The following is a 19,163-nucleotide window of genomic DNA, read 5'->3' on the forward strand; positions in this document are numbered from 1 at the left end:
GCTAAAAAAATGATGAAATAGTCTATCACTTTACTTAACGCGCATCACCGCCTGGAAGAGTAATCCAGCACTGAGCTGAAGAACGCTATGAAAAAACCAAACCACAACGGCAGCGGCCAGATCCGCATTATAGGCGGGCAATGGCGGGGCCGTAAGCTCCCGGTGCCCGACAGCCCTGGCCTGCGCCCAACCACAGACCGCGTACGTGAAACGCTCTTTAACTGGCTTGCCCCGCATATGGTCGACGCACGTTGCCTGGATTGTTTCGCTGGCAGCGGCGCTTTAGGGCTTGAAGCGCTATCCCGTTATGCCGGAAGCACCACCCTGCTGGAGATGGAGCGTCACGTCGCGCAACAGTTACAAAAAAACCTCGCCACGCTGAAAGCCAGCCATGCGCAGGTGGTTAACACTAACACGTTAACCTTCCTCGCCCAGCCTGGCACGCCGCATGACGTGGTGTTTATCGATCCCCCGTTCCGTAAAGGCTTGCTGGAAGAAACGCTGAGTCTGCTGGAAAAAAACGGCTGGCTGGCCGACGACGCGCTGATTTACGTCGAAAGCGAAGTAGAAAATGGCCTGCCCCCCGTGCCCGCGCACTGGGACTTACACCGCGAGAAAGTGGCCGGTCAGGTGGCTTATCGTCTTTATCATCGTGAAGCACAAGGAGAAAACAATGCTGCTTAATCTGGGCCGCCTGCTGATGCTTTGCGTCTGGGCCTTTCTGGTACTGAATCTGGTACACCCTTTCCCGCGCCCACTGAACATTTTCGTCAACGTGGCGCTGATTTTTATGGTGCTGATGCACGGCATGCAGATGGCGCTGCTGAAATCCACGATGCCAAAAGAAGGCCCGCAGATGACGCGCGGCGAGCAGATTCGCATCTTCCTGTTTGGGGTGTTTGAACTGATCGCCTGGCAGAAGAAGTTAACGCCGAAGAAGAAGTGATGGGCGATGCCGGGTGGCGGATTGCCGGGTGGCGCTGGCGCTTACCCGGCCTACAAAACCCGTAGGCCGGGCAAACGAACGTGCCGCCCGGCAACGTTATTCCGCTTTAAACTCAACGAACTGCGAACCCTTGTAACTCAGGGTGCCTTTATCGCCGACGGTTATCTGGTGATACTCTTTTTCTTCCACACGGAAGGTCACTTCCAGCCCGCCCGTTTGCGGCCTGAAGCTCACCTCATAGCGCATATCACTGCCCGCAGGGGCCACAATTTGCTGCCGGGAACGGCGGTCATTAATGACTTTCTCACGCTTATTGCTGACCACCACCTGCTTTTGCAGCAAGGGTGCGGCCTGGTTATCCATCTTTTCACGGCGCTGCTGCACGAAGCGAAACGAGGCTGCAATCACGATAATCGCCACCACAACCACAAAAAAGAGCGGCATCTTACTCATTGGAATGTCCCATCAGATTTGGCGGAAATCAGGATACCTTGCCTTCACCGCCATTGCCATCTGCCTGCCCGCACCACTACACTGAAACCGGAGAGTGCTTATTAGACAATACAAGGATTTACTATGCTTTGGTCTTTCATCGCAGTCTGTTTGTCCGGCTGGTTGTATGTGGATGCATCTTATCGTGGGCCCGTCTGGCAACGCTGGGTGTTCAAACCTGTCACCCTGATATTACTCCTGTTGCTTGCCTGGCAAGCGCCGATGTTCAACGCCATCAGCTATCTGGTGCTCGCGGGCCTTTGTGCTTCGCTGATTGGGGATGCGCTCACGCTGCTTTCGCGTGAACGGCTGCTGTATGCCATCGGCGCTTTTTTCCTTTCTCATCTGCTCTATACCATCTGGTTTGCCAGCCAGATGACGCTGTCGTTCTTTTGGCCACTGCCGTTGGTGCTGCTGGTGATTGGCGCGGTGTTGATTGCCGTTATCTGGTCGCGCCTTGAAGAGCTGCGCCTTCCCGTTTGCACTTTCATCGCCATGACGCTGGTGATGGTGTGGCTGGCGGGTGAACTGTGGTTCTTCCGCCCTGTCGATACCGCACTGTCCGGCTTCCTGGGCGCAACGCTGCTGCTTATCAGCAATATCGTCTGGCTGGGCAGTCACTACCGCCGCCGCTTCCGTGGCGACAGTGCCCTGGCGTCCGCCTGCTACTTCGCCGGGCACTTCCTGATTGTCCGCGCGCTGTATCTGTAAAAGCCCTTGACTCTGGAGTCGACTCCAGAGTGTATCCTTCGGTTAATGAGAAAATTATCATTAGCCGGAGGGTGCCATGGCGACACCAGAATCTGACCACAAAAACGTCCCGCAATTTTCCGCTCTGCGCTTCGCACCAGCGGCGGCAGAGAAAGAAACCTGCTGCTGCGACGCGGGCTGCGCTGAAAATACTGCACAGCCGGAAGACACAACCGGAAACCGCTTTAGCTGGAATGTCAGCGGTATGGACTGCGCCGCGTGCGCGCGAAAAGTCGAAAATGCCGCCCGTCAGGTTGCTGGCGTCAATCACGTCCAGGTGATGTTTGCCACCGAGAAACTGGTGGTCACAGCCAGCGCCGACGTGCGTCCGCAAATTGAAAAAGCAGTCAGTGCGCTCGGCTACAGCCTGCAAAGCGAAGATGCTCCACAGGAAGCGGCAACGCCAGCCTGGCGGGAAAATCTGCCGCTGATAGCGCTTATCGTGATGATGGCGATCAGCTGGGGGCTGGAGCACCTCAATCACCCGGCCGGACAGCTGGCGTTTATCGTGACCACGCTGGTCGGGCTGTTCCCGATTGCCCGTCAGGCGTTACGCTTAGTGCGCAGCGGCAGCGGGTTCGCCATTGAAACCCTGATGAGCGTTGCCGCCCTCGGCGCGCTGTTTATCGGGGCAACCGCTGAAGCTGCCATGGTGCTGCTGCTGTTTCTGATTGGTGAACGGCTTGAAGGCTGGGCCGCCAGCCGCGCGCGTAAAGGCGTCAGCGCGTTGATGGCCCTCAAACCTGAAACGGCCGTTCGCTTGCGTAACGGCGAGCGAGAGACTGTCGCCCAGCGTGATTTGCGCCCTGGAGATGTGATTGAAGTTGCCGCAGGCGGGCGCTTGCCAGCCGACGGCACGCTGATTTCACCTTTCGCCAGCTTTGATGAAAGCGCGTTGACCGGTGAATCCATTCCCGTGGAGCGTAACGCAGGCGAAAAAGTCGCGGCTGGCGCGACAAGCGTTGACCGCCTGGTGCAGTTGACCGTTGTCTCTGAGCCCGGTGACAGCGCCATCGACCGCATCCTGCGCCTGATTGAAGAAGCCGACGAACGCCGCGCCCCGATTGAACGCTTCATCGACCGCTTCAGCCGAATTTATACCCCGGCGATCATGCTTGTCGCCCTGCTCGTCGCCGTTGTCCCACCTCTGTTCTTTGCAGCCGAATGGTTGCCGTGGATCTACAAAGGCCTGACGCTGCTGCTGATTGGTTGCCCTTGTGCGCTGGTGATTTCTACGCCAGCAGCGATCACCTCCGGTCTGGCGGCGGCAGCCCGTCGGGGCGCGTTGATTAAAGGCGGCGCGGCACTTGAACAACTGGGACGAGTCCGCCAGGTTGCCTTTGATAAAACGGGCACCCTCACCGTCGGCAAGCCGAAAGTGACGTCGATTGTGGCGACAGGTTCTGTTGATGAGGATGCATTGCTCGCCCTCGCAGCCGCAGTTGAACAAGGGTCAAGCCATCCACTGGCGCAGGCCATAGTGACCGAAGCGCAGGCTCGCGGTTTGACGTTAGCGGAAGCCAGGCATCAGCGAGCATTGGCTGGCTCAGGCATTGAGGCTGAAGTGGAAGGCCAGCGCGTGCTGATTTGCGCCGCAGGAAAGTTCAAAGCGGCTGGTTTCGAAGAGCAAATCCAGCAACTAGAAAGCGTCGGCCAAACGGTGGTGCTGGTTGTACGCAACGAAGCGCTGCTGGGGATTATCGCCCTGCGCGATACCTTGCGAGAAGACGCCCGGGAAGCCGTTGCGGCCCTGCATGAGCTTGGCGTACAAGGCGTGATCCTGACAGGCGATAACCCGCGAGCCGCCGCAGCTATCGCTAAAGAATTGAGTCTGGACTATCGGGCGGGCTTGTTGCCGGAAGACAAAGTGAAGGAAGTCAGTAAGCTAAACGCCAGTGAACCCCTGGCCATGGTCGGCGACGGCATCAACGACGCACCAGCCATGAAAGCCGCCACCATCGGCATTGCGATGGGCAGCGGCACTGACGTGGCGCTGGAAACCGCCGATGCCGCCCTGACAGGTAACCGCCTGACCGGCCTGGCGCAGATGATAGCCCTCGCCCGCGCCACGCACGCCAACATCCGGCAGAACATCGCCATCGCGTTAGGGCTGAAAGGGATTTTCCTCGTCACCACACTACTCGGCATGACCGGCCTGTGGCTGGCCGTGCTGGCGGACACAGGCGCTACAGTGTTAGTGACGGCGAATGCTTTGCGGTTGTTACGGCGGAAATAAATACCCTTAGGGCAGGAGGTCTTCTCCTGCTCTGCTTCACCTTAACCGACTAAAATACCCAAGCCTTTACTATCCAGCAGGTTAAGAATCCGCAGTGCCGGACCCGCAGGTTTAACTTCATTTCGTTCCCACTTGGAGACGCTCTCCTTCGACATCCCCATCGCGTGAGCCAAAATAGATTGTGACATCCCGAGGCGCGTGCGCATGGCCCGGATTTCATCCCCGCTCATCTCTTTCAGCGCTGCGATGCTTTTGTTCAAAGCCCGCATTTGCGCCAGGGTCTGAATTTGCTGAACCTCTGCATCAGGCATCAGTCCCAGCGCATTGAGTTCCTGAGCCTCTTCGAGCATTTCTTTTAATTTATCGCGCATGTCATACCTCTTTGAGCAAACCCATCTGTATCAGCGTATTGAGCTGATCTTCACGCCAACTGAGATAGCGTCGGGCCATCAGTTTGTAGGCTTCGAGTTCGTCATCTTCAATCTCTTTTGCCCCTTTTCCCGCAACATCAGACTTTGACCAGCAGTCATAAAAAAAGAGATGGGAATCCTTTTTCAAAAAAAGAGGATCACCCTGGCTCCGCCGCTTTTCCCCTGACCTTGCGCTATGCGCTTCTTGATGACGCCACTGCCCAGATTAGCTTCGTACTGACCTGCCAGAACTTCCTGAGCACCGATTTTTAATTCGTCAGGATCGAGCCTCATTTTGCGAGACAAACGTTCGAATTTTTTTGTGAGATACAGAGCCACAACACGTCCTTGTTGTAGTAAAGGTTACTATAGTAATAATTACTATGCCCGTAAATATTACCGCAGAGTTTGTAGGCAAATGCACGTTTACGACTCTGAACGAAGCGCTGAAAGGAAGAAAGCCGACGGGTGTTGGGAAAGGGGGATTCTTTGCAAATTCACGAGCTGGCTTCCAGAAAGGAAGCCAGCTCAGTCCGATCAGTGACCCTTACGAATCAAATACTGATAAGGCAGACTGTCGGTTTGCTGAGCAATCAGCTCGTGCTCCATGAAACGACAGAAACCCGGGATATCGCGGGTGGTGGCCGGGTCGTCGGCAATAATCAGAAGGGTTTCGCCTACCGGCATGGTGCGTACGGTTTTGCGGACCATCATAACCGGCTCAGGGCAACGCAGGCCTTGTGCATCCAAAGTGTGGTCGGCCGCAGAAAAAAGATCGCTCATGGTTTACTCAGTTCGTCAAAAAAACCGCCCTAGTTTACCGCCACCGTTTTGTGACGCAAGGCAGGTTAACGGTTGCGTGAAAATTAGCCATTGCAAAGCGCACAGAACGCAGTATCATGCGGCGGTTTTTATTGGGTTCCCTCACCCCAACCACTAAAAAGGTCACAATATGACGCAGTTTTCTCAAACGCAGCGCGTAAAAGCGTTGTTCTGGCTTTCGCTTTTTCATTTGCTGGTGATCACCTCCAGTAACTATCTGGTTCAACTGCCGGTCTCCATTTTTGGTTTTCACACCACCTGGGGCGCGTTTAGTTTTCCCTTTATCTTCCTTGCTACCGATCTGACCGTGCGTATCTTTGGCGCGCCGCTTGCCCGCAAGATTATTTTCACGGTGATGGTGCCTGCCCTGCTGATTTCGTATGTCATCTCTTCGCTGTTTTATATGGGCGAGTGGCAAGGTTTTGCTGCACTGGGCAGCTTTAACCTGTTCGTGGCACGAATCGCGGCAGCAAGCTTTATGGCCTATGCGCTGGGGCAAATCCTCGACGTTGGCGTGTTCAACCGCCTGCGCCAAAGCCGCCACTGGTGGCTGGCACCCACTGCGTCCACGCTGTTCGGCAACATCAGCGACACCGTCGCCTTCTTCTTCATCGCTTTCTGGCGCAGCACCGACCCGTTTATGGCGACGCACTGGCAGGAAATCGCGCTGGTCGATTACAGCTTTAAGGTGCTTATCAGCATCGTCTTCTTCCTGCCGATGTACGGCGTGTTGCTCAATATGCTGTTGAAAAAACTCGCAGATAAGTCTGAAATCCGGGCTTTTCAGCACGGTTAAGAGTTCATTACACAGGTTGTGATAAGATAGCCGGATGTGCCATTAATGGCCGTTTATCGAAAGGAAGATGTCAATGCGCAATTTGGTGAAATATGTCGGTATTGGCCTGCTGGTGATGGGTCTTGCCGCCTGTGATAACAGCGACAGCAAAGCCCCAGCACAGGGCGCATCCGCTGAAAGCAATGCAGCGGCTCAGCCCGTCAGCCTGCTGGATGGCAAACTCAGTTTCTCCCTGCCGGCCGATATGACCGACCAGAGCGGCAAACTGGGCACTCAGGCCAACAACATGCACGTTTATTCTGACGCCACGGGCCAGAAAGCGGTGATTGTGATTGTCGGCGACAACACCAATGAAGATTTGGGTGTGCTGGCTCAGCGTCTGGAAGAACAGCAGCGCGGCCGCGATCCGCAGTTGCAGGTTGTCACCAACAAATCCATCGAGCTGAAAGGCCACACCCTGCAGCAGCTCGACAGCATTATTTCTGCCAAAGGCCAGACCGCTTACTCTTCCGTTGTGCTGGGTAAAGTGGACAACAAACTGCTGACGCTGCAAATCACCCTGCCTGCTGACGATCAGCAGAAAGCGCAGACCGCAGCGGAAAACATCATCAATACCATCGTCATCAACTAACGCAGTCTGCTGACGACAAGGCCCCCGGTTTCACGACCGGGGGCTTTTTTTTGCTTCATCGCCCTTCCCCCGCTTTCGCTTTCGGATAGTTACCCCGCAGCAACGCACTACACTTAATGCCGATAGCTCATAAGGAAAGCACCATGAATACATCTGCCGCTGATAAAGCGGGCCTGCATATTTTGTTAAAACTGGCCTCACTGGTCATTATCCTCGCCGGGATCCACGCCGCCGCCGACATTATTGTTCAGCTCTTACTGGCACTCTTTTTCGCCATTGTTCTCAACCCTCTGGTCACCTGGTTTATCCGTCGCGGCATGAAGCGCCCTCTCGCCATTAGCATAGTGGTGTTCGTGATGCTGTGCGTGCTCACCGCCCTGTTTGGCGTGCTGGCGGCGTCGAGCAATGAATTTATCGCCATGCTGCCGAAGTACAATAAGGAGCTGACCCACAAGCTGCTCGCCCTGCAGGATTCGTTGCCGTTTCTTCATATGCACATGTCGCCGGAGCGCATGTTGCAGCGTATTGATTCCGACAAAATGATGACCTTCGCCACCACCATGATGGCCGGGCTTTCCGGGGCGATGGCGAGCATTATCCTGCTGGTGATGACCGTGGTGTTTATGCTGTTTGAAGTACGGCATGTGCCTTACAAATTGCGTTTCGCGCTGGTAAATCCGCAGATCCATATCGCCGGTTTGCACCGCGCGCTGAAAGGCGTCTCGCATTATCTGGCGCTGAAAACGCTGATAAGCCTGTGGACGGGCGTGATCGTCTGGCTTGGTCTGGTGCTGCTTGGCGTGCAGTTTGCGCTGATGTGGGGCGTGCTGGCCTTCCTGCTGAACTACGTGCCCAACATCGGCTCGGTGATTTCAGCCATTCCGCCGATGATTCAGGCTTTCTTGTTTAACGGCTGGTACGAATGCCTGCTGGTCGGCGCGCTGTTTTTGGCGGTACACATGGTGCTGGGCAACATCGTCGAGCCACGAATGATGGGCCACCGGCTGGGGATGTCGACCCTGGTGGTGTTCCTGTCATTGCTTGTTTGGGGATGGCTGCTGGGCCCGGTCGGCATGCTGCTGTCCGTCCCGCTCACCAGCGTCTGCAAGATCTGGATGGAAACCACCAAAGGCGGCAGCAAGCTGGCCATTTTACTGGGGCCAGGGCGACCCAAGAGCCGGCTTCCTGGATAGCCTGCGGAGAGAAACAAAACTACCTGTTCAGGTAGTTTTGTTTTCTGTTAATTCAGAAATAAATAACCCCCTAACTAAAATCCACCTTTATAAAATTTACATTTTACGTAATGAGTATTCATCCGTGTATTAGCAAGATATTAACAGCCGTTTTTGTTGCAGCGTCGCACACACTCACATATCATTTTACAACCCACTATCATTGGCAACCGGGGCTTAATAAAAAAAGGCTTTATTAACCCTAAAATAACGAGAAAATCGCCAATTATAGGCAATGGGTAAATTTCCACCGGCCGTTGATAAAAGGTTTGGATAATGCCGGGTTTAATAACACATCGATTCAGGTTTGGAATGGAGTTATTGATGAAAAAGTTAATGAAATGGTTCGCTGCCGCACTGATGGTCGGCGTGATGGCTGGCTGCGTTTCCCGCACGGAGCCGATTGACACCGTACAGAGCCCGGTTGCCACAGGCCATACTGAAGCTCAGGTTCGCACCGCTATTTTAAAAGCTGGCCTGAACCGCCAGTGGATTATGACCGATGCCGGTCCAGGGGTAATTAAAGGTCGCCAGCAGGCTCGCGACCATACTGCCAATATTATCGTGCAGTATTCTGCCAACAGCTACCTCATCAAATATGACAGCAGCATCAATCTGATGGCATCAGGCGGGCAAATCCACCGCAACTACAATCGCTGGGTGCATAACCTGGATAAAGATATTCAGCTTTATCTCTCTACCGGCGCACAATTGTAATCCTGATAAGATGAATATCGGGCCTTGCAGGTTCGATATTCATCCCCCGACCGAAGCCATTTGCGAGTTTAAGACCACTCTGCCTTATCTCTGATCGCTTACGCATCAATAACATTGTAGGATGTACGCGCGAAGAACAATATGCCGCATGAATACACCAATAATAAGTGGCATCACTTTAGTTAACGTACTGATAGCTCAGGCCCGCACCGATGAAATACTCATTAACCCTAACCGACTGGCAGGCCCGCGCGCCTGGCTTAAGCGACCCGACTCACTGGCTCGACTGGGCACCTGGCGCAGCCGGGATAGACTCAGCCGCCCCGCAAGGCAAACTGACCGCGTTGCCGATGATGACGGCTCGTCGTCTTAGCTCTGGCAGCAAGCTGGCGGTGGAATGTGGCCTGTCGATGCTGCAACAGCACACCATTGATGCCGTGCTCTACACCAGCCGCCACGGTGAGCTTGAGCGCAACTACCGCATTCTGGAAGCGCTGGCAAAACAGCAGCCGGTTTCCCCAACGGATTTCGCCCTGTCGGTGCACAATTCCGCCGTCGGCAATCTGACGATCGTCGCCCAGCAACCGATTGTTTCCTCTTCTCTTTCAGCCGGAAAAGACACCTTCCAGCAGGGGCTGCTGGAAGTCGTCAGCCTGCTTCAGGCGGGCTACAAACGGGTATTAATGGTTGATTTTGACGGCGCAGTGCCTGCGTTTTATCACCAGAACCTGCAGGCCAATACCCCAACGTGGGCCTATGCGGCCGCCTTCGTGTTTGAAGCCGGAAACCAGCTCTGCTGCACCACGCGAGCCGGTGGCGATGAGGCAGAAACCGGATTGCCGCAAAGCCTGACGTTCCTGCGTCATTATTTGAATCAGGACAGTGAGTTTACCGTCGGCGGCGAAGTCGCCCAGTGGTGCTGGAGCCGCGCATGAAGGCGGTCAGTTCACCGTTCAATCGCGTCTGGCGCATCTTCGCCACCGGATTTTGCTTTTCGCTGTTCGGCCTTGGCGGTCTGCTGCTTTCGCTTATCTGGTTTAACATCCTGCTGATAGCGGTGCGTAATCCGACGCGCCGTCGCCGTATTGCCCGTCGCAGCATCTCAGCCAGCTTTCGCTTTTTCCTGTGGATAACCAAAGTGATGGGCGTGCTGGATTACCGTTTTCACGGCGCAGAGATCCTGCAAAAAGAGCGCGGTTGTCTGGTGATTGCCAACCACCCTTCGCTGCTCGATTACGTACTGATTGCCTCAGTGATGCCCGAAACCGACTGCATGGTGAAAAGCGGGCTGCTGCGAAACCCGTTTATGAGCGGGGTTATCCGCAGCGCTAACTACCTGATTAACAGCGAAGCCGACAGCCTGCTCCCCGCCTGCGAAGAGCGTCTGGCGCGAGGCGAGACCATTTTGATTTTCCCGGAAGGCACCCGCACGCGCGTGGGGGAACCGATGACGCTGCAACGCGGCGCCGCCAATATTGCCGTACGCTGCACAAGCGATATCCGAATTGTGACGATTCGCTGTAGCCAACGTATGCTGGATAAACAAAGCCAGTGGTATGATGTGCCACCGGTAAAACCCATATTTGATGTGAATGTTTGCGAGCGTCTCGCCATCACTGACTTTTATGATGCAAACTTACAAGAACCGGCCCTGGCCGCACGCCAGCTCAACCGACTGTTTTTGTCTCAATTGCAAAAGACAGACCCGGAAACATGACCGGGAAAGCACCTTCTTTGGCAGGAATTAATGATGCAAGCCCTTTATCTTGAACTCAAAAATCTCATTATTCAGACCCTGAATCTTGATGAATTGTCAGCGGATGATATCGACACCGATGCCCCTCTCTTTGGCGATGGCTTAGGCCTGGATTCCATTGATGCGCTCGAGCTTGGGCTCGCGGTGAAAAATCAGTATGGCGTGGTGCTTTCCGCAGAAAGCGAAGAGATGCGTCAGCATTTCTATTCCGTTGCCACACTGGCGTCCTTTATCAGCGCTCAGCGCGCCTGAAGACGAGTCCGTTATGACTGAACAAGAAACCATTTATCAGGAAGTCGCTGACCTTCTGCACAAGCTGTTTGAAATCGACCTTCAGGACATCAAACCTGAAGCCCGCCTGTATGAAGATCTGGAGCTGGACAGCATCGACGCCGTCGATATGGTCGTCCATCTGCAGAAAAAAACCGGCAAGAAAATTAAGCCTGACGAATTCAAATCGGTCCGCACCGTTCAGGATGTGGTGGATGCCGTAAGCCGTCTGCTGCACGACGAATAACGAGCATGCGCGGCTCACGCTCGCTACCGCTGATGCGGCTGGCGACAGGTGCCATTGTGCTTGCCTGGCCCTTGCTGGTTGGCTTTGGTCTGGCGCACAACGGGCTGCACTGGCTGCTGCCGACCATGGCGCTGCTGCTGTTATTGCGCCTTTTTCAGGTGCGGAGACAAGCCGGGCCGATGCGTGGCGTGTTGCAGGTCGTGGCCCTCGCGGGCATTGCTCTGTGTGCCGCCAGTGCCTTACTGAAGGCTCACCAGCTGCTGCTGTTTTATCCGGTTGTGGTCAATCTGGTGATGCTGGCGGTGTTTGGCGGCTCGCTGTGGAGCACCATGCCGCTGGTCGAGCGTCTGGCGCGCCTGCGTGAACCCGAACTGCCGCCCGCCGGAGTGCGCTATACCCGTCAGGTCACCCGTGTCTGGTGCCTGTTTTTTATCGTCAATGGATCAATCGCCCTCTTCACCGCGCTGCATGGCGACATGAAGCTGTGGACGGCATGGAACGGCGTCATTGCCTACCTGCTGATGGGAACCCTGATGGCCGCTGAATGGCTGGTTCGCAGGCGCTTGATGAAAAGAGAACAACCATGAACTACCCCCTTCCGCTGGCACAGTGGCTGAACCCCGCGCGGCGGCCTGACGACACGGTCGTTGCCTGGCTCGGCGATCGCCACTGGACGCTCGGCGAGTTACGTCGCGACGTTAGCGTTCAGGTGCAGGCGTTGCAGGCTCAGCCCGGCGAACGCTGGGCGCTGTGCTTCGAAGACAGCTACCTGTTTATCGTGGCGCTGCTGGCCTCGCTGCATGCGGGCAAAGTTCCGGTGATCCCGGGGCATTGCCGTGCGTCATTGCTCACTGAACAACAGGAGTTGTTCGATGGCGTGATGAGCGAAACGACGCTCCAGTGGGAAGGGCCGCACCTTGCAGTGACCGCCACACCCGCGCCACCCACGCACAGCGACATCCCCCTGCCGCCGATTGCGGCAGACAGCTACGTGGAACTGTTTACCTCAGGCTCCACCGGACAGCCGAAGCAGATAATCAAACCCGTCGCGCTGCTGGATGAAGAAGCCCGCATGCTGCATACCCGCTTTGGCCCACGGCTGGAAGGTTGCCGCGTGGTGGCCTCCGTTGTGCCGCAGCATCTGTATGGCCTGACGTTCCGCATATTCCTGCCGATGGCCTGCGGAATGCCGCTGCATGCCTCGATGCTGTATTACGCTGAGCAGCTGAGTGCGCTCGCGCCTCAGCACCGCTATATCTTTATCAGCAGCCCGGCGTTCCTGAAACGCCTGGACGCAAAGCTCACCCCGCCGCCGGTAGAGATGATCCTGTCCGCAGGCGGCATACTGCCGTGGAAAGAGGTCAAAGAGACCCAAAGCTGGCTGAAGGTCTGGCTGGACGAAATTTACGGCAGCACCGAAACCGGCATTATGGCCTGGCGACAGCGCGTGGATAACAGCACCTCCTGGCAGCTTTTCCCCGAAGTGACGCTGCGCGCGGAAGGGGAAGAGTGGCGGCTGTTATCGCCTCTGCTTAACGACCCGGAAGGCATGTTGCTCGACGATCAGCTCGAGCTGGTCGACGACGGTTTTCGCCTCGTCGGGCGACGCGGTCGCATCGTCAAAATTGAAGAAAAACGCGTCTCGCTGAGCGAAATTGAACGCCGTCTGATGGCGCTGGAAGGCATTGTCGATGCCGCCGCGGTACCCGTTTCCCGCGGGGGTCGTCAGGGCATTGGCGTGGCGCTGGTGCTCACAGAGCAGGCGCGTCAGCAGTGGCGGGAGAGCGGCGGAAAAGCGCAGGAACAGGCGTGGCGACGTGCGCTGATGCCGGTGCTGGAATCTGTCGCGGTGCCTCGCTACTGGCGAGTTATCGATGAGATCCCCGTCAACACCCTGAACAAGCGGATCTATGCGCAATTGCAGGAGCTATTTTCGTGAAACCTCGTGAAATTGAACGCCATCAGGCACAGCCTCAGGAGCTGGCGGTTGTTCTGCATCTCGATCCGGATTTGTTCTGGTTCCAGGGGCATTTTGACGTCCAGCCGCTGCTTCCCGGCGTGGCGCAGCTCGACTGGGTGATGCACTACGCCACTACCCTGCTGGCTCCAGGCTTTCGCTTTCACAGCATTCAGAACGTGAAATTCCAGGCGCCGCTGCTGCCGGAAACCACCGTCACGCTGACGCTCTCCTGGCTGGCTGAAAAGCAGCTTCTCAGCTTCAGCTTCCAGCGTCATGAGGGCGAATTACGCCACACCGCCAGCAGCGGAAAGATTCGGTTATGTCAGTAACGTTTACGCCCTGCATCCTGATCCCTTGCTACAACCATGGCGCGATGATGGCGGCCGTGCTTGCGCGTCTCTCAGCCTTTAAGATGCCGTGCATTGTGGTCGATGACGGTAGCAACACCGCCACTCGCGAGGTGCTCGAAGCGCTGGCGGCAGACCATCACAACGTGACGCTGGTGCGCCTGACCGAAAACGCAGGCAAAGGCGCGGCGGTGATCCGCGGGCTGGAAGAAGCCCAACGAGCAGGTTTCAGCCATGCCGTGCAGGTGGACGCCGATGGTCAGCATGCGATTGAAGATATCCCGCGCCTGCTGACGATGGCGGAAAAGCACCCGGAAGCGCTGATTTCAGGCAAGCCTGTTTACGATGATTCTGTTCCACGTTCGCGCCTTTATGGGCGTTACGTTACCCACGTGTGGGTCTGGATTGAAACGCTTTCCTTGCAGCTTCAGGACAGCATGTGCGGCTTCCGTGTTTACCCGGTGGCTCCGACGCTGAGGCTGGCAAGCCGCGTCACGCTTGGCAAACGCATGGATTTCGACACCGAAGTGATGGTGCGTTTGTACTGGCAGGGCAACACCAGCTATTTCGTGCCCACGCGCGTCACTTACCCTGAAGATGGTTTATCGCACTTTGACGCCCTGAAGGACAACGTGCGTATTTCGTGGATGCATACCCGCCTGTTCTTCGGCATGTTGCCGCGCATCCCTTCTCTGCTGTTCCGCCGTCGCACACAGCACTGGGCGCGTCAGCCGGAAGCCAAAGGGCTGTGGGGCATGCGGCTGATGATTTGGGTGTGGAAAACCTTTGGTCGCGGGGCCTTTTCGCTGCTGCTGTGGCCGGTCATCGCCGTGTTCTGGCTGACCGCAAGCGTTCCACGCCGCGCCTCTCAGCAGTGGATTTCGAAAGCCAAACACGAGCTGGATGCCCGTCAACTCCCGCAGCCAGCCCGCTTCAACAGCTTCCATCACTTCATGCGCTTCGGCCATGCGATCCTCGACAAAATCGCCAGCTGGCGAGGGGAACTGAAACCTGGGCGTGACATTGTGTTCGCACCGGGCGCGCAGGTTGCGTTAGACATGTCGGCCCCGCAGGGCAAGCTGCTGCTGGCCTCGCATCTGGGGGATGTGGAAGCTTGTCGGGCGCTCTCGACCCGCACCATTAACGCGCTGGTGTTCAATGAAAACGCTCAACGTTTTAAGCAGGTGATGGAAGAGAACGCCCCGCAATCGGGGATCAACCTGATCTCCGTCACCGACGTCGGCCCCGACACCGCAATGCTGCTAAAAGAGAAGCTCGATCAGGGTGAATGGGTGGCGATCGTCGGCGATCGCATTGCGGTGAACCCGCAGCGTGGCGGTGACTGGCGGGTTATCTGGAGCAACTTCTTAGGAACACCCGCGCCCTTCCCGCAAGGCCCGTTTATTCTGGCCTCGGTGCTGAAATGCCCGGTGCTGATGATTTTCGCCCTCAAGCAGCAGGGCAAGCTACAGGTTCACTGCGAGCCGTTCGCCGACCCGCTGGTGCTGCCGCGCGGTGAACGCCAGCAGGCGCTGCAAAACGCCGTCGACCGTTACGCCCAACGCCTGGAGCATTACGCGTTGCTGTCGCCGCTCGACTGGTTTAACTTTTTTGATTTCTGGCAGCTGCCGGATGCTACGGATAAGGAGTAACGGGTGCTGAACGATCCCCGCTTTACCACCGAAGTTGACATCACCGTCCCGTTTCACGACGTCGATATGATGGGCGTTGTCTGGCACGGCAACTACTTCCGCTACTTTGAAATTGCCCGCGAGGCGCTGCTCAACCAGTTCGATTACGGCTACCGCCAGATGAAAGAGTCCGGTTACGTCTGGCCGGTGGTCGACACCCGCGTGAAATACCGCGACGTGGTGACCTTCGAGCAAACCATCCGCGTGCGCGCAAAGCTGGAAGAGTATGAAAACCGGCTGCGTATCGGCTACGAAATTTTCGACGCCGCGACCGGCAAACGCACCACCACCGGCTACACCATTCAGGTGGCCGTCGAAGAGAAAACCAAAGAGCTGTGCTTCGTCAGCCCGCCGGTTCTGTTTGAACGCATGGGAGTCTCAGCATGAAACTGTGGCCATTAGTCGCTCTGCTGCTGGTACCGCTGGTGCACGCCGTGACGCTGGACGAACTTCAGCAGCGCTTCACCGAACAGCCAATAGTCCGCGCTCACTTCGACCAGACCCGCACCATCAAAGAGATGCCGCAGCCGCTGCGCTCGCAGGGTGAAATGCTGATTGCCCGTGATACCGGCCTGCTGTGGGATCAGACCTCACCGTTCCCGATGAGCATGATGCTCGACGACTCGCGAATGGTGCAGATCGTTAACGGTCAGCCGCCGCAGACCATTACAGCCGACAACAACCCGCAGATGTTCCAGTTTAATCACCTGCTGCGCGCGCTGTTTCAGGCTGACCGCAAGGTACTGGAGCAAAACTTCCGCATCGATTTTAAAGACCAGGGCAGCGATCGCTGGACGCTGAAGCTCACGCCAATCACCACGCCGCTGGACAAGATTTTCACCTCTATCGATCTGGGGGGAAAAACATATCTGGAAACCATCCAGCTTAACGATAAACAGGGCGATCGCACCGATATCACCCTTTCAAATCAACGCCTGACACCCGCCACCCTGACCGATGACGAACGCACGCGCTTTGCCGCCCAATAACGCCCGCCGCGCGGCCTTTGGCTGGCTGGCGCTGTGCCTGATCCTGATTGCGGCCCTGGCGCTGCTGTTACCGCGCGCACGCCTGAACAGCAGCGTGCTGGCGATGCTGCCCGCGCAGAGCATGGGCGCGATCCCCCCCGCCCTGAGCGACGGCTTTATGCAACGCCTCGACCAGCAGGTGGTGTGGCTTGTCAGCCCCGGGAAAACGGCCAATCCGGCTGTCGCGCAGCGCTGGCAAACGCTGTTGGCGCAGTCAGGTCAGCTTCGGGAAGTGAAGGGCGCGATGGATGCCAACAGCCAACAGGCGTGGGGAGAATTTTTCTTCAGACACCGCAATGGCCTGATTGACCCGACGACCCGCGCCCGCCTGCAACAAGGCGGTGAAGCGCAGGCTCAGTGGATTTTGTCTCAGCTCTATTCCGCATTTTCTGGCGTCAGCGGGAAAGAGCTGAATAACGATCCGCTGATGCTGATGCGCGGCTCGCAGCTGGCGCTGGCGCAAAACGGGCAGAAGATGCGCCTGATGGACGGCTGGCTGGTCGCGCAGGACAGCGCAGGCAACTACTGGTACTTACTGCACGGCGAACTGAACGGTTCTTCGTTCGATATGCAGCAAACCCATGCGCTGGTCGGCAAACTGAGCGCGCTGGAAACAAGCCTTAAAACGCAGTACCCGCAGGCAAAGCTGCTTTCACGCGGCACAGTGTTCTACAGCGATTACGCCAGCCAACAGGCAAAACATGACGTGTCGACGCTCGGCGTTGCCACTGTGCTCGGCGTGATCCTGCTGATTGTGCTGGTGTTCCGCTCCCTTCGCCCGTTGCTGCTGTGCCTGATTTCCATTGGCATCGGGGCGATGGCCGGAACGGTCGTCACGCTGCTGGTGTTTGGCGAGCTGCACCTGATGACGCTGGTGATGAGCATGAGCATCATCGGCATCTCCGCCGACTACACGCTCTATTATCTGACTGAGCGCATGGTTCACGGGGAGATGTCATACCCCTGGGAAAGCCTGATAAAAGTACGTAACGCGCTGCTGTTAGCGCTGCTGACCACCGTGGCGGCTTATCTGATCATGATGCTCGCGCCGTTCCCGGGCATCCGCCAGATGGCGGTGTTCGCGGCCGTTGGATTAAGCGCTTCTTGCCTGACCGTGATTTTCTGGCATCCGTGGCTGTGCCGTGGTTTGCCCGTTCGCCCGGTGCCGCTGATGACGCTAATGCTGCGCTGGCTGGCGGCCTGGCGTCGCAACAAAAAACTGTCTGTCGGTTTGCCTGTCGCGCTGGCGCTGTTTTCTCTTGTCGGCTTGTCAAAGCTACACGTGAATGACGATATCTCGCAGCTTCAGGCTTTGCCGCAACACCTGCTGGCGCAGGAAAAGCAGATCACCAGCCTGACCGGGCAGAGCGTCGATCAGAAGTGGTTTGTGGTCTACGGCGACACGGCGCAACAAACGCTGGAACGCCTCGAAGCCTTCACGCCGCAGCTTAAACAAGCGCAGCATCAAGGCTTGTTCGCGCAATACCGCACACTGCCGCTCAATTCACTGAAGCGCCAGCAGCAGGATTTACAGCTACTCAAGCAGGCTGCGCCAGGCGTGGTCAATGCGCTGCAAACAGCCGGGTTGCAGACCGTCACGCCCGATCTCACCCCCATGCCGGTTAGCGTGGATGAGTGGCTGAAAAGCCCGGCCAGCGAAGGCTGGCGACTGCTGTGGATAACGCTGCCCGATGGCAAGAGCGGCGTGCTGGTACCGGTTGATGGCGTGAAAGATAGCGCTGGGCTGCAAAAGCTGACCGATAACGCAACGGGCGTGGCGTGGAACGATCGCAAAGCCTCTTTCGACGCGCTGTTCTCACTTTATCGCACCATTTTGACGGTGCTGCTTGGCGTCGCTCTGGTGATTATCGCCGTGGGCGCGATACTGCGTCTTGGCTGGCGCAAAGGGCTGATTAGCCTTGTGCCATCGGCGTTGTCTCTGAGCTGCGGGCTGGCCGTGCTGTCGTTCAGCGGCCATTCGGTGAACCTGTTTTCCCTGCTGGCGCTGGTGCTGGTTCTGGGGATCGGCATCAACTACACCCTGTTTTTCAGTAACCCGCGCGGGACGCCGCTCACCTCCATGCTGGCTATCGGGCTGGCGATGATGACCACGCTGTTAACGCTGGGCATGCTGGTATTCAGCGCCACTCAGGCGATCAGCAGTTTTGGCATTGTGCTGGTGAGCGGCATTTTCACCGCCTTCCTGCTGTCGCCGCTGGCGATGCCGGGCAAAAAAGAGAGAGAAAAACGATGATACGCACCTTCTGGCGCTGCGCCGCACTGGCTGCCGTGCTGATCCTGACAGGCTGTAGCCACTCTTCCGGTGATGAAAACGATCGTCCTCAGGCCTGGCTTCAGCCGGGTACTCAGGTCACGCTGCCTGCGCCGGGGATCACGCCTGCGGTCAGTTCACAGCAACTGCTGACCGGCACGTTCAACGGCAAGACGCAGTCGCTGCTGGTGATGCTTAACGCCGATGACAAAAAGCTGACGCTGGCAGGTCTTTCTTCTGTCGGCATTCGCCTGTTCCTCCTCACCTATGATGAGCAAGGGATTCACACCGAACAATCCATTGTGGTGCCACAACTGCCACCAGCAAGCCAGGTACTGGCTGACGTGATGCTGAGCCACTGGCCTGTAAGCGCCTGGACGCCGCAGTTGCCGAAAGGCTGGACGCTGAAAGATGACGGTGATAAACGTGAACTTCGTAATGCGAACGGCAAACTGGTGACGGAAATCACTTACCTCCAGCGTAAGGGCAAACGCGAGCCGATCAGCATCGAGCAGCACGTCTTCAACTACCACATCACCATCCACTATCTGGGCGACTGA

General features: G+C 56.8%; 25 protein-coding genes. 20 read left to right on the forward strand and 5 right to left on the reverse strand.

What is annotated here, in order from left to right; genetic code table 11:
* Positions 1 to 87: 87 nt before the first annotated feature.
* Entirely contained in the window at positions 88 to 684 is a 597-nt protein-coding gene (rsmD, locus tag ACRCWW_RS20155) for a 16S rRNA (guanine(966)-N(2))-methyltransferase (RefSeq protein WP_438683978.1), read from the forward strand.
* Positions 674 to 946 (forward strand): DUF1145 family protein, encoded by a 273-nt coding sequence (locus ACRCWW_RS20160; RefSeq protein WP_438683979.1) that lies wholly within the window; start codon positions 674 to 676, stop codon positions 944 to 946. The genes rsmD and ACRCWW_RS20160 overlap by 11 nt, the downstream gene beginning before the upstream one ends.
* A 96-nt stretch (positions 947 to 1,042) precedes the next feature.
* Here ACRCWW_RS20160 and ACRCWW_RS20165 read toward each other — a convergent pair whose 3' ends face one another.
* A complete protein-coding gene (locus tag ACRCWW_RS20165) occupies positions 1,043 to 1,399 on the reverse strand; it encodes a DUF2500 domain-containing protein (protein WP_438683980.1) in 357 nt (118 codons plus the stop codon).
* A gap of 123 nt (positions 1,400 to 1,522) precedes the next feature.
* Between ACRCWW_RS20165 and ACRCWW_RS20170 the strand changes: the two genes are divergently transcribed.
* Together ACRCWW_RS20170 and zntA are read left to right on the forward strand one after the other, a co-directional pair.
* Entirely contained in the window at positions 1,523 to 2,149 is a 627-nt protein-coding gene (locus ACRCWW_RS20170) for a lysoplasmalogenase (RefSeq protein WP_438683981.1), read from the forward strand.
* Between the two features lie 76 nt (positions 2,150 to 2,225).
* Positions 2,226 to 4,424 carry a Zn(II)/Cd(II)/Pb(II) translocating P-type ATPase ZntA gene (gene zntA / locus ACRCWW_RS20175; protein ID WP_438683982.1) on the forward strand — a complete coding sequence of 733 codons (2,199 nt, stop codon included), beginning with the start codon at positions 2,226 to 2,228 and terminating at the stop codon, positions 4,422 to 4,424.
* Between the two features lie 41 nt (positions 4,425 to 4,465).
* Here the strand turns inward: zntA and ACRCWW_RS20180 are convergent, their stop codons facing one another.
* From ACRCWW_RS20180 to tusA, 4 genes are all read right to left on the reverse strand, one after another.
* The gene (locus ACRCWW_RS20180; protein ID WP_438683983.1) at positions 4,466 to 4,795 is read right to left on the reverse strand and encodes a helix-turn-helix domain-containing protein; all 330 of its coding nucleotides are present in this window, start codon (positions 4,793 to 4,795) and stop codon (positions 4,466 to 4,468) included.
* Between the two features lies 1 nt (position 4,796).
* Complete coding sequence (locus ACRCWW_RS20185) at positions 4,797 to 4,982, reverse strand: type II toxin-antitoxin system RelE/ParE family toxin (RefSeq protein ID WP_438683984.1); 186 nt, start codon at positions 4,980 to 4,982, stop codon at positions 4,797 to 4,799.
* Positions 4,979 to 5,173 carry a type II toxin-antitoxin system RelE/ParE family toxin gene (locus ACRCWW_RS20190; RefSeq protein WP_438683985.1) on the reverse strand — a complete coding sequence of 65 codons (195 nt, stop codon included), beginning with the start codon at positions 5,171 to 5,173 and terminating at the stop codon, positions 4,979 to 4,981. The genes ACRCWW_RS20185 and ACRCWW_RS20190 overlap by 4 nt, the downstream gene beginning before the upstream one ends.
* A gap of 198 nt (positions 5,174 to 5,371) precedes the next feature.
* Positions 5,372 to 5,617: a sulfurtransferase TusA gene (gene tusA / locus ACRCWW_RS20195; protein WP_438683986.1), complete on the reverse strand. Its 246-nt coding sequence runs from the start codon at positions 5,615 to 5,617 to the stop codon at positions 5,372 to 5,374.
* A gap of 169 nt (positions 5,618 to 5,786) precedes the next feature.
* Here tusA and ACRCWW_RS20200 point away from each other — a divergent pair, with 169 nt between their 5' ends.
* The 16 genes from ACRCWW_RS20200 to ACRCWW_RS20275 all read left to right on the forward strand — a co-directional run bounded on the left by ACRCWW_RS20200 (position 5,787) and on the right by ACRCWW_RS20275 (position 19,163).
* Entirely contained in the window at positions 5,787 to 6,452 is a 666-nt protein-coding gene (locus tag ACRCWW_RS20200; protein WP_438683987.1) for a 7-cyano-7-deazaguanine/7-aminomethyl-7-deazaguanine transporter, read from the forward strand.
* Positions 6,453 to 6,525: 73 nt separating this feature from the next.
* The gene (locus ACRCWW_RS20205) at positions 6,526 to 7,083 is read left to right on the forward strand and encodes a DcrB family lipoprotein (RefSeq protein ID WP_438683988.1); all 558 of its coding nucleotides are present in this window, start codon (positions 6,526 to 6,528) and stop codon (positions 7,081 to 7,083) included.
* Positions 7,084 to 7,226: 143 nt separating this feature from the next.
* A complete protein-coding gene (locus ACRCWW_RS20210; protein WP_438683989.1) occupies positions 7,227 to 8,276 on the forward strand; it encodes an AI-2E family transporter in 1,050 nt (349 codons plus the stop codon).
* A gap of 363 nt (positions 8,277 to 8,639) precedes the next feature.
* Positions 8,640 to 9,032, forward strand: coding sequence for a hypothetical protein (locus ACRCWW_RS20215; protein ID WP_438683990.1), 393 nt, complete (start codon positions 8,640 to 8,642; stop codon positions 9,030 to 9,032).
* A gap of 212 nt (positions 9,033 to 9,244) precedes the next feature.
* The gene (locus ACRCWW_RS20220; RefSeq protein WP_438683991.1) at positions 9,245 to 9,967 is read left to right on the forward strand and encodes a beta-ketoacyl synthase chain length factor; all 723 of its coding nucleotides are present in this window, start codon (positions 9,245 to 9,247) and stop codon (positions 9,965 to 9,967) included.
* On the forward strand, positions 9,964 to 10,749 hold the full coding sequence (locus ACRCWW_RS20225) for a lysophospholipid acyltransferase family protein (RefSeq protein WP_438683992.1): 786 nt from the start codon (positions 9,964 to 9,966) through the stop codon (positions 10,747 to 10,749). The genes ACRCWW_RS20220 and ACRCWW_RS20225 overlap by 4 nt, the downstream gene beginning before the upstream one ends.
* A gap of 33 nt (positions 10,750 to 10,782) precedes the next feature.
* Positions 10,783 to 11,040 (forward strand): phosphopantetheine-binding protein, encoded by a 258-nt coding sequence (locus tag ACRCWW_RS20230; RefSeq protein WP_330984132.1) that lies wholly within the window; start codon positions 10,783 to 10,785, stop codon positions 11,038 to 11,040.
* Between the two features lie 13 nt (positions 11,041 to 11,053).
* Complete coding sequence (locus ACRCWW_RS20235) at positions 11,054 to 11,305, forward strand: acyl carrier protein (protein WP_438683993.1); 252 nt, start codon at positions 11,054 to 11,056, stop codon at positions 11,303 to 11,305.
* A 5-nt stretch (positions 11,306 to 11,310) separates the two neighbouring features.
* The gene (locus ACRCWW_RS20240) at positions 11,311 to 11,892 is read left to right on the forward strand and encodes a hypothetical protein (protein WP_438683994.1); all 582 of its coding nucleotides are present in this window, start codon (positions 11,311 to 11,313) and stop codon (positions 11,890 to 11,892) included.
* Complete coding sequence (locus ACRCWW_RS20245) at positions 11,889 to 13,244, forward strand: AMP-binding protein (RefSeq protein WP_438683995.1); 1,356 nt, start codon at positions 11,889 to 11,891, stop codon at positions 13,242 to 13,244. The genes ACRCWW_RS20240 and ACRCWW_RS20245 overlap by 4 nt, the downstream gene beginning before the upstream one ends.
* The gene (locus ACRCWW_RS20250) at positions 13,241 to 13,594 is read left to right on the forward strand and encodes an ApeI family dehydratase (protein WP_438683996.1); all 354 of its coding nucleotides are present in this window, start codon (positions 13,241 to 13,243) and stop codon (positions 13,592 to 13,594) included. Before ACRCWW_RS20245 ends, ACRCWW_RS20250 begins: the two co-directional genes overlap by 4 nt.
* Positions 13,585 to 15,264, forward strand: a complete 1,680-nt coding sequence (locus tag ACRCWW_RS20255) for a glycosyltransferase family 2 protein (protein WP_438683997.1) — start codon at positions 13,585 to 13,587, stop codon at positions 15,262 to 15,264. Before ACRCWW_RS20250 ends, ACRCWW_RS20255 begins: the two co-directional genes overlap by 10 nt.
* A 3-nt stretch (positions 15,265 to 15,267) precedes the next feature.
* Positions 15,268 to 15,690, forward strand: coding sequence for an acyl-CoA thioesterase (locus ACRCWW_RS20260; protein WP_438683998.1), 423 nt, complete (start codon positions 15,268 to 15,270; stop codon positions 15,688 to 15,690).
* Entirely contained in the window at positions 15,687 to 16,292 is a 606-nt protein-coding gene (locus ACRCWW_RS20265; protein WP_438683999.1) for an outer membrane lipoprotein carrier protein LolA, read from the forward strand. The genes ACRCWW_RS20260 and ACRCWW_RS20265 overlap by 4 nt, the downstream gene beginning before the upstream one ends.
* Positions 16,261 to 18,585 (forward strand): MMPL family transporter, encoded by a 2,325-nt coding sequence (locus ACRCWW_RS20270; RefSeq protein ID WP_438684000.1) that lies wholly within the window; start codon positions 16,261 to 16,263, stop codon positions 18,583 to 18,585. Before ACRCWW_RS20265 ends, ACRCWW_RS20270 begins: the two co-directional genes overlap by 32 nt.
* Positions 18,582 to 19,163: a DUF3261 domain-containing protein gene (locus tag ACRCWW_RS20275; RefSeq protein WP_438684001.1), complete on the forward strand. Its 582-nt coding sequence runs from the start codon at positions 18,582 to 18,584 to the stop codon at positions 19,161 to 19,163. The genes ACRCWW_RS20270 and ACRCWW_RS20275 overlap by 4 nt, the downstream gene beginning before the upstream one ends.

The sequence above is a fragment of the Scandinavium sp. genome (genome assembly GCF_051650185.1).
Classification (GTDB): domain Bacteria; phylum Pseudomonadota; class Gammaproteobacteria; order Enterobacterales; family Enterobacteriaceae; genus Scandinavium.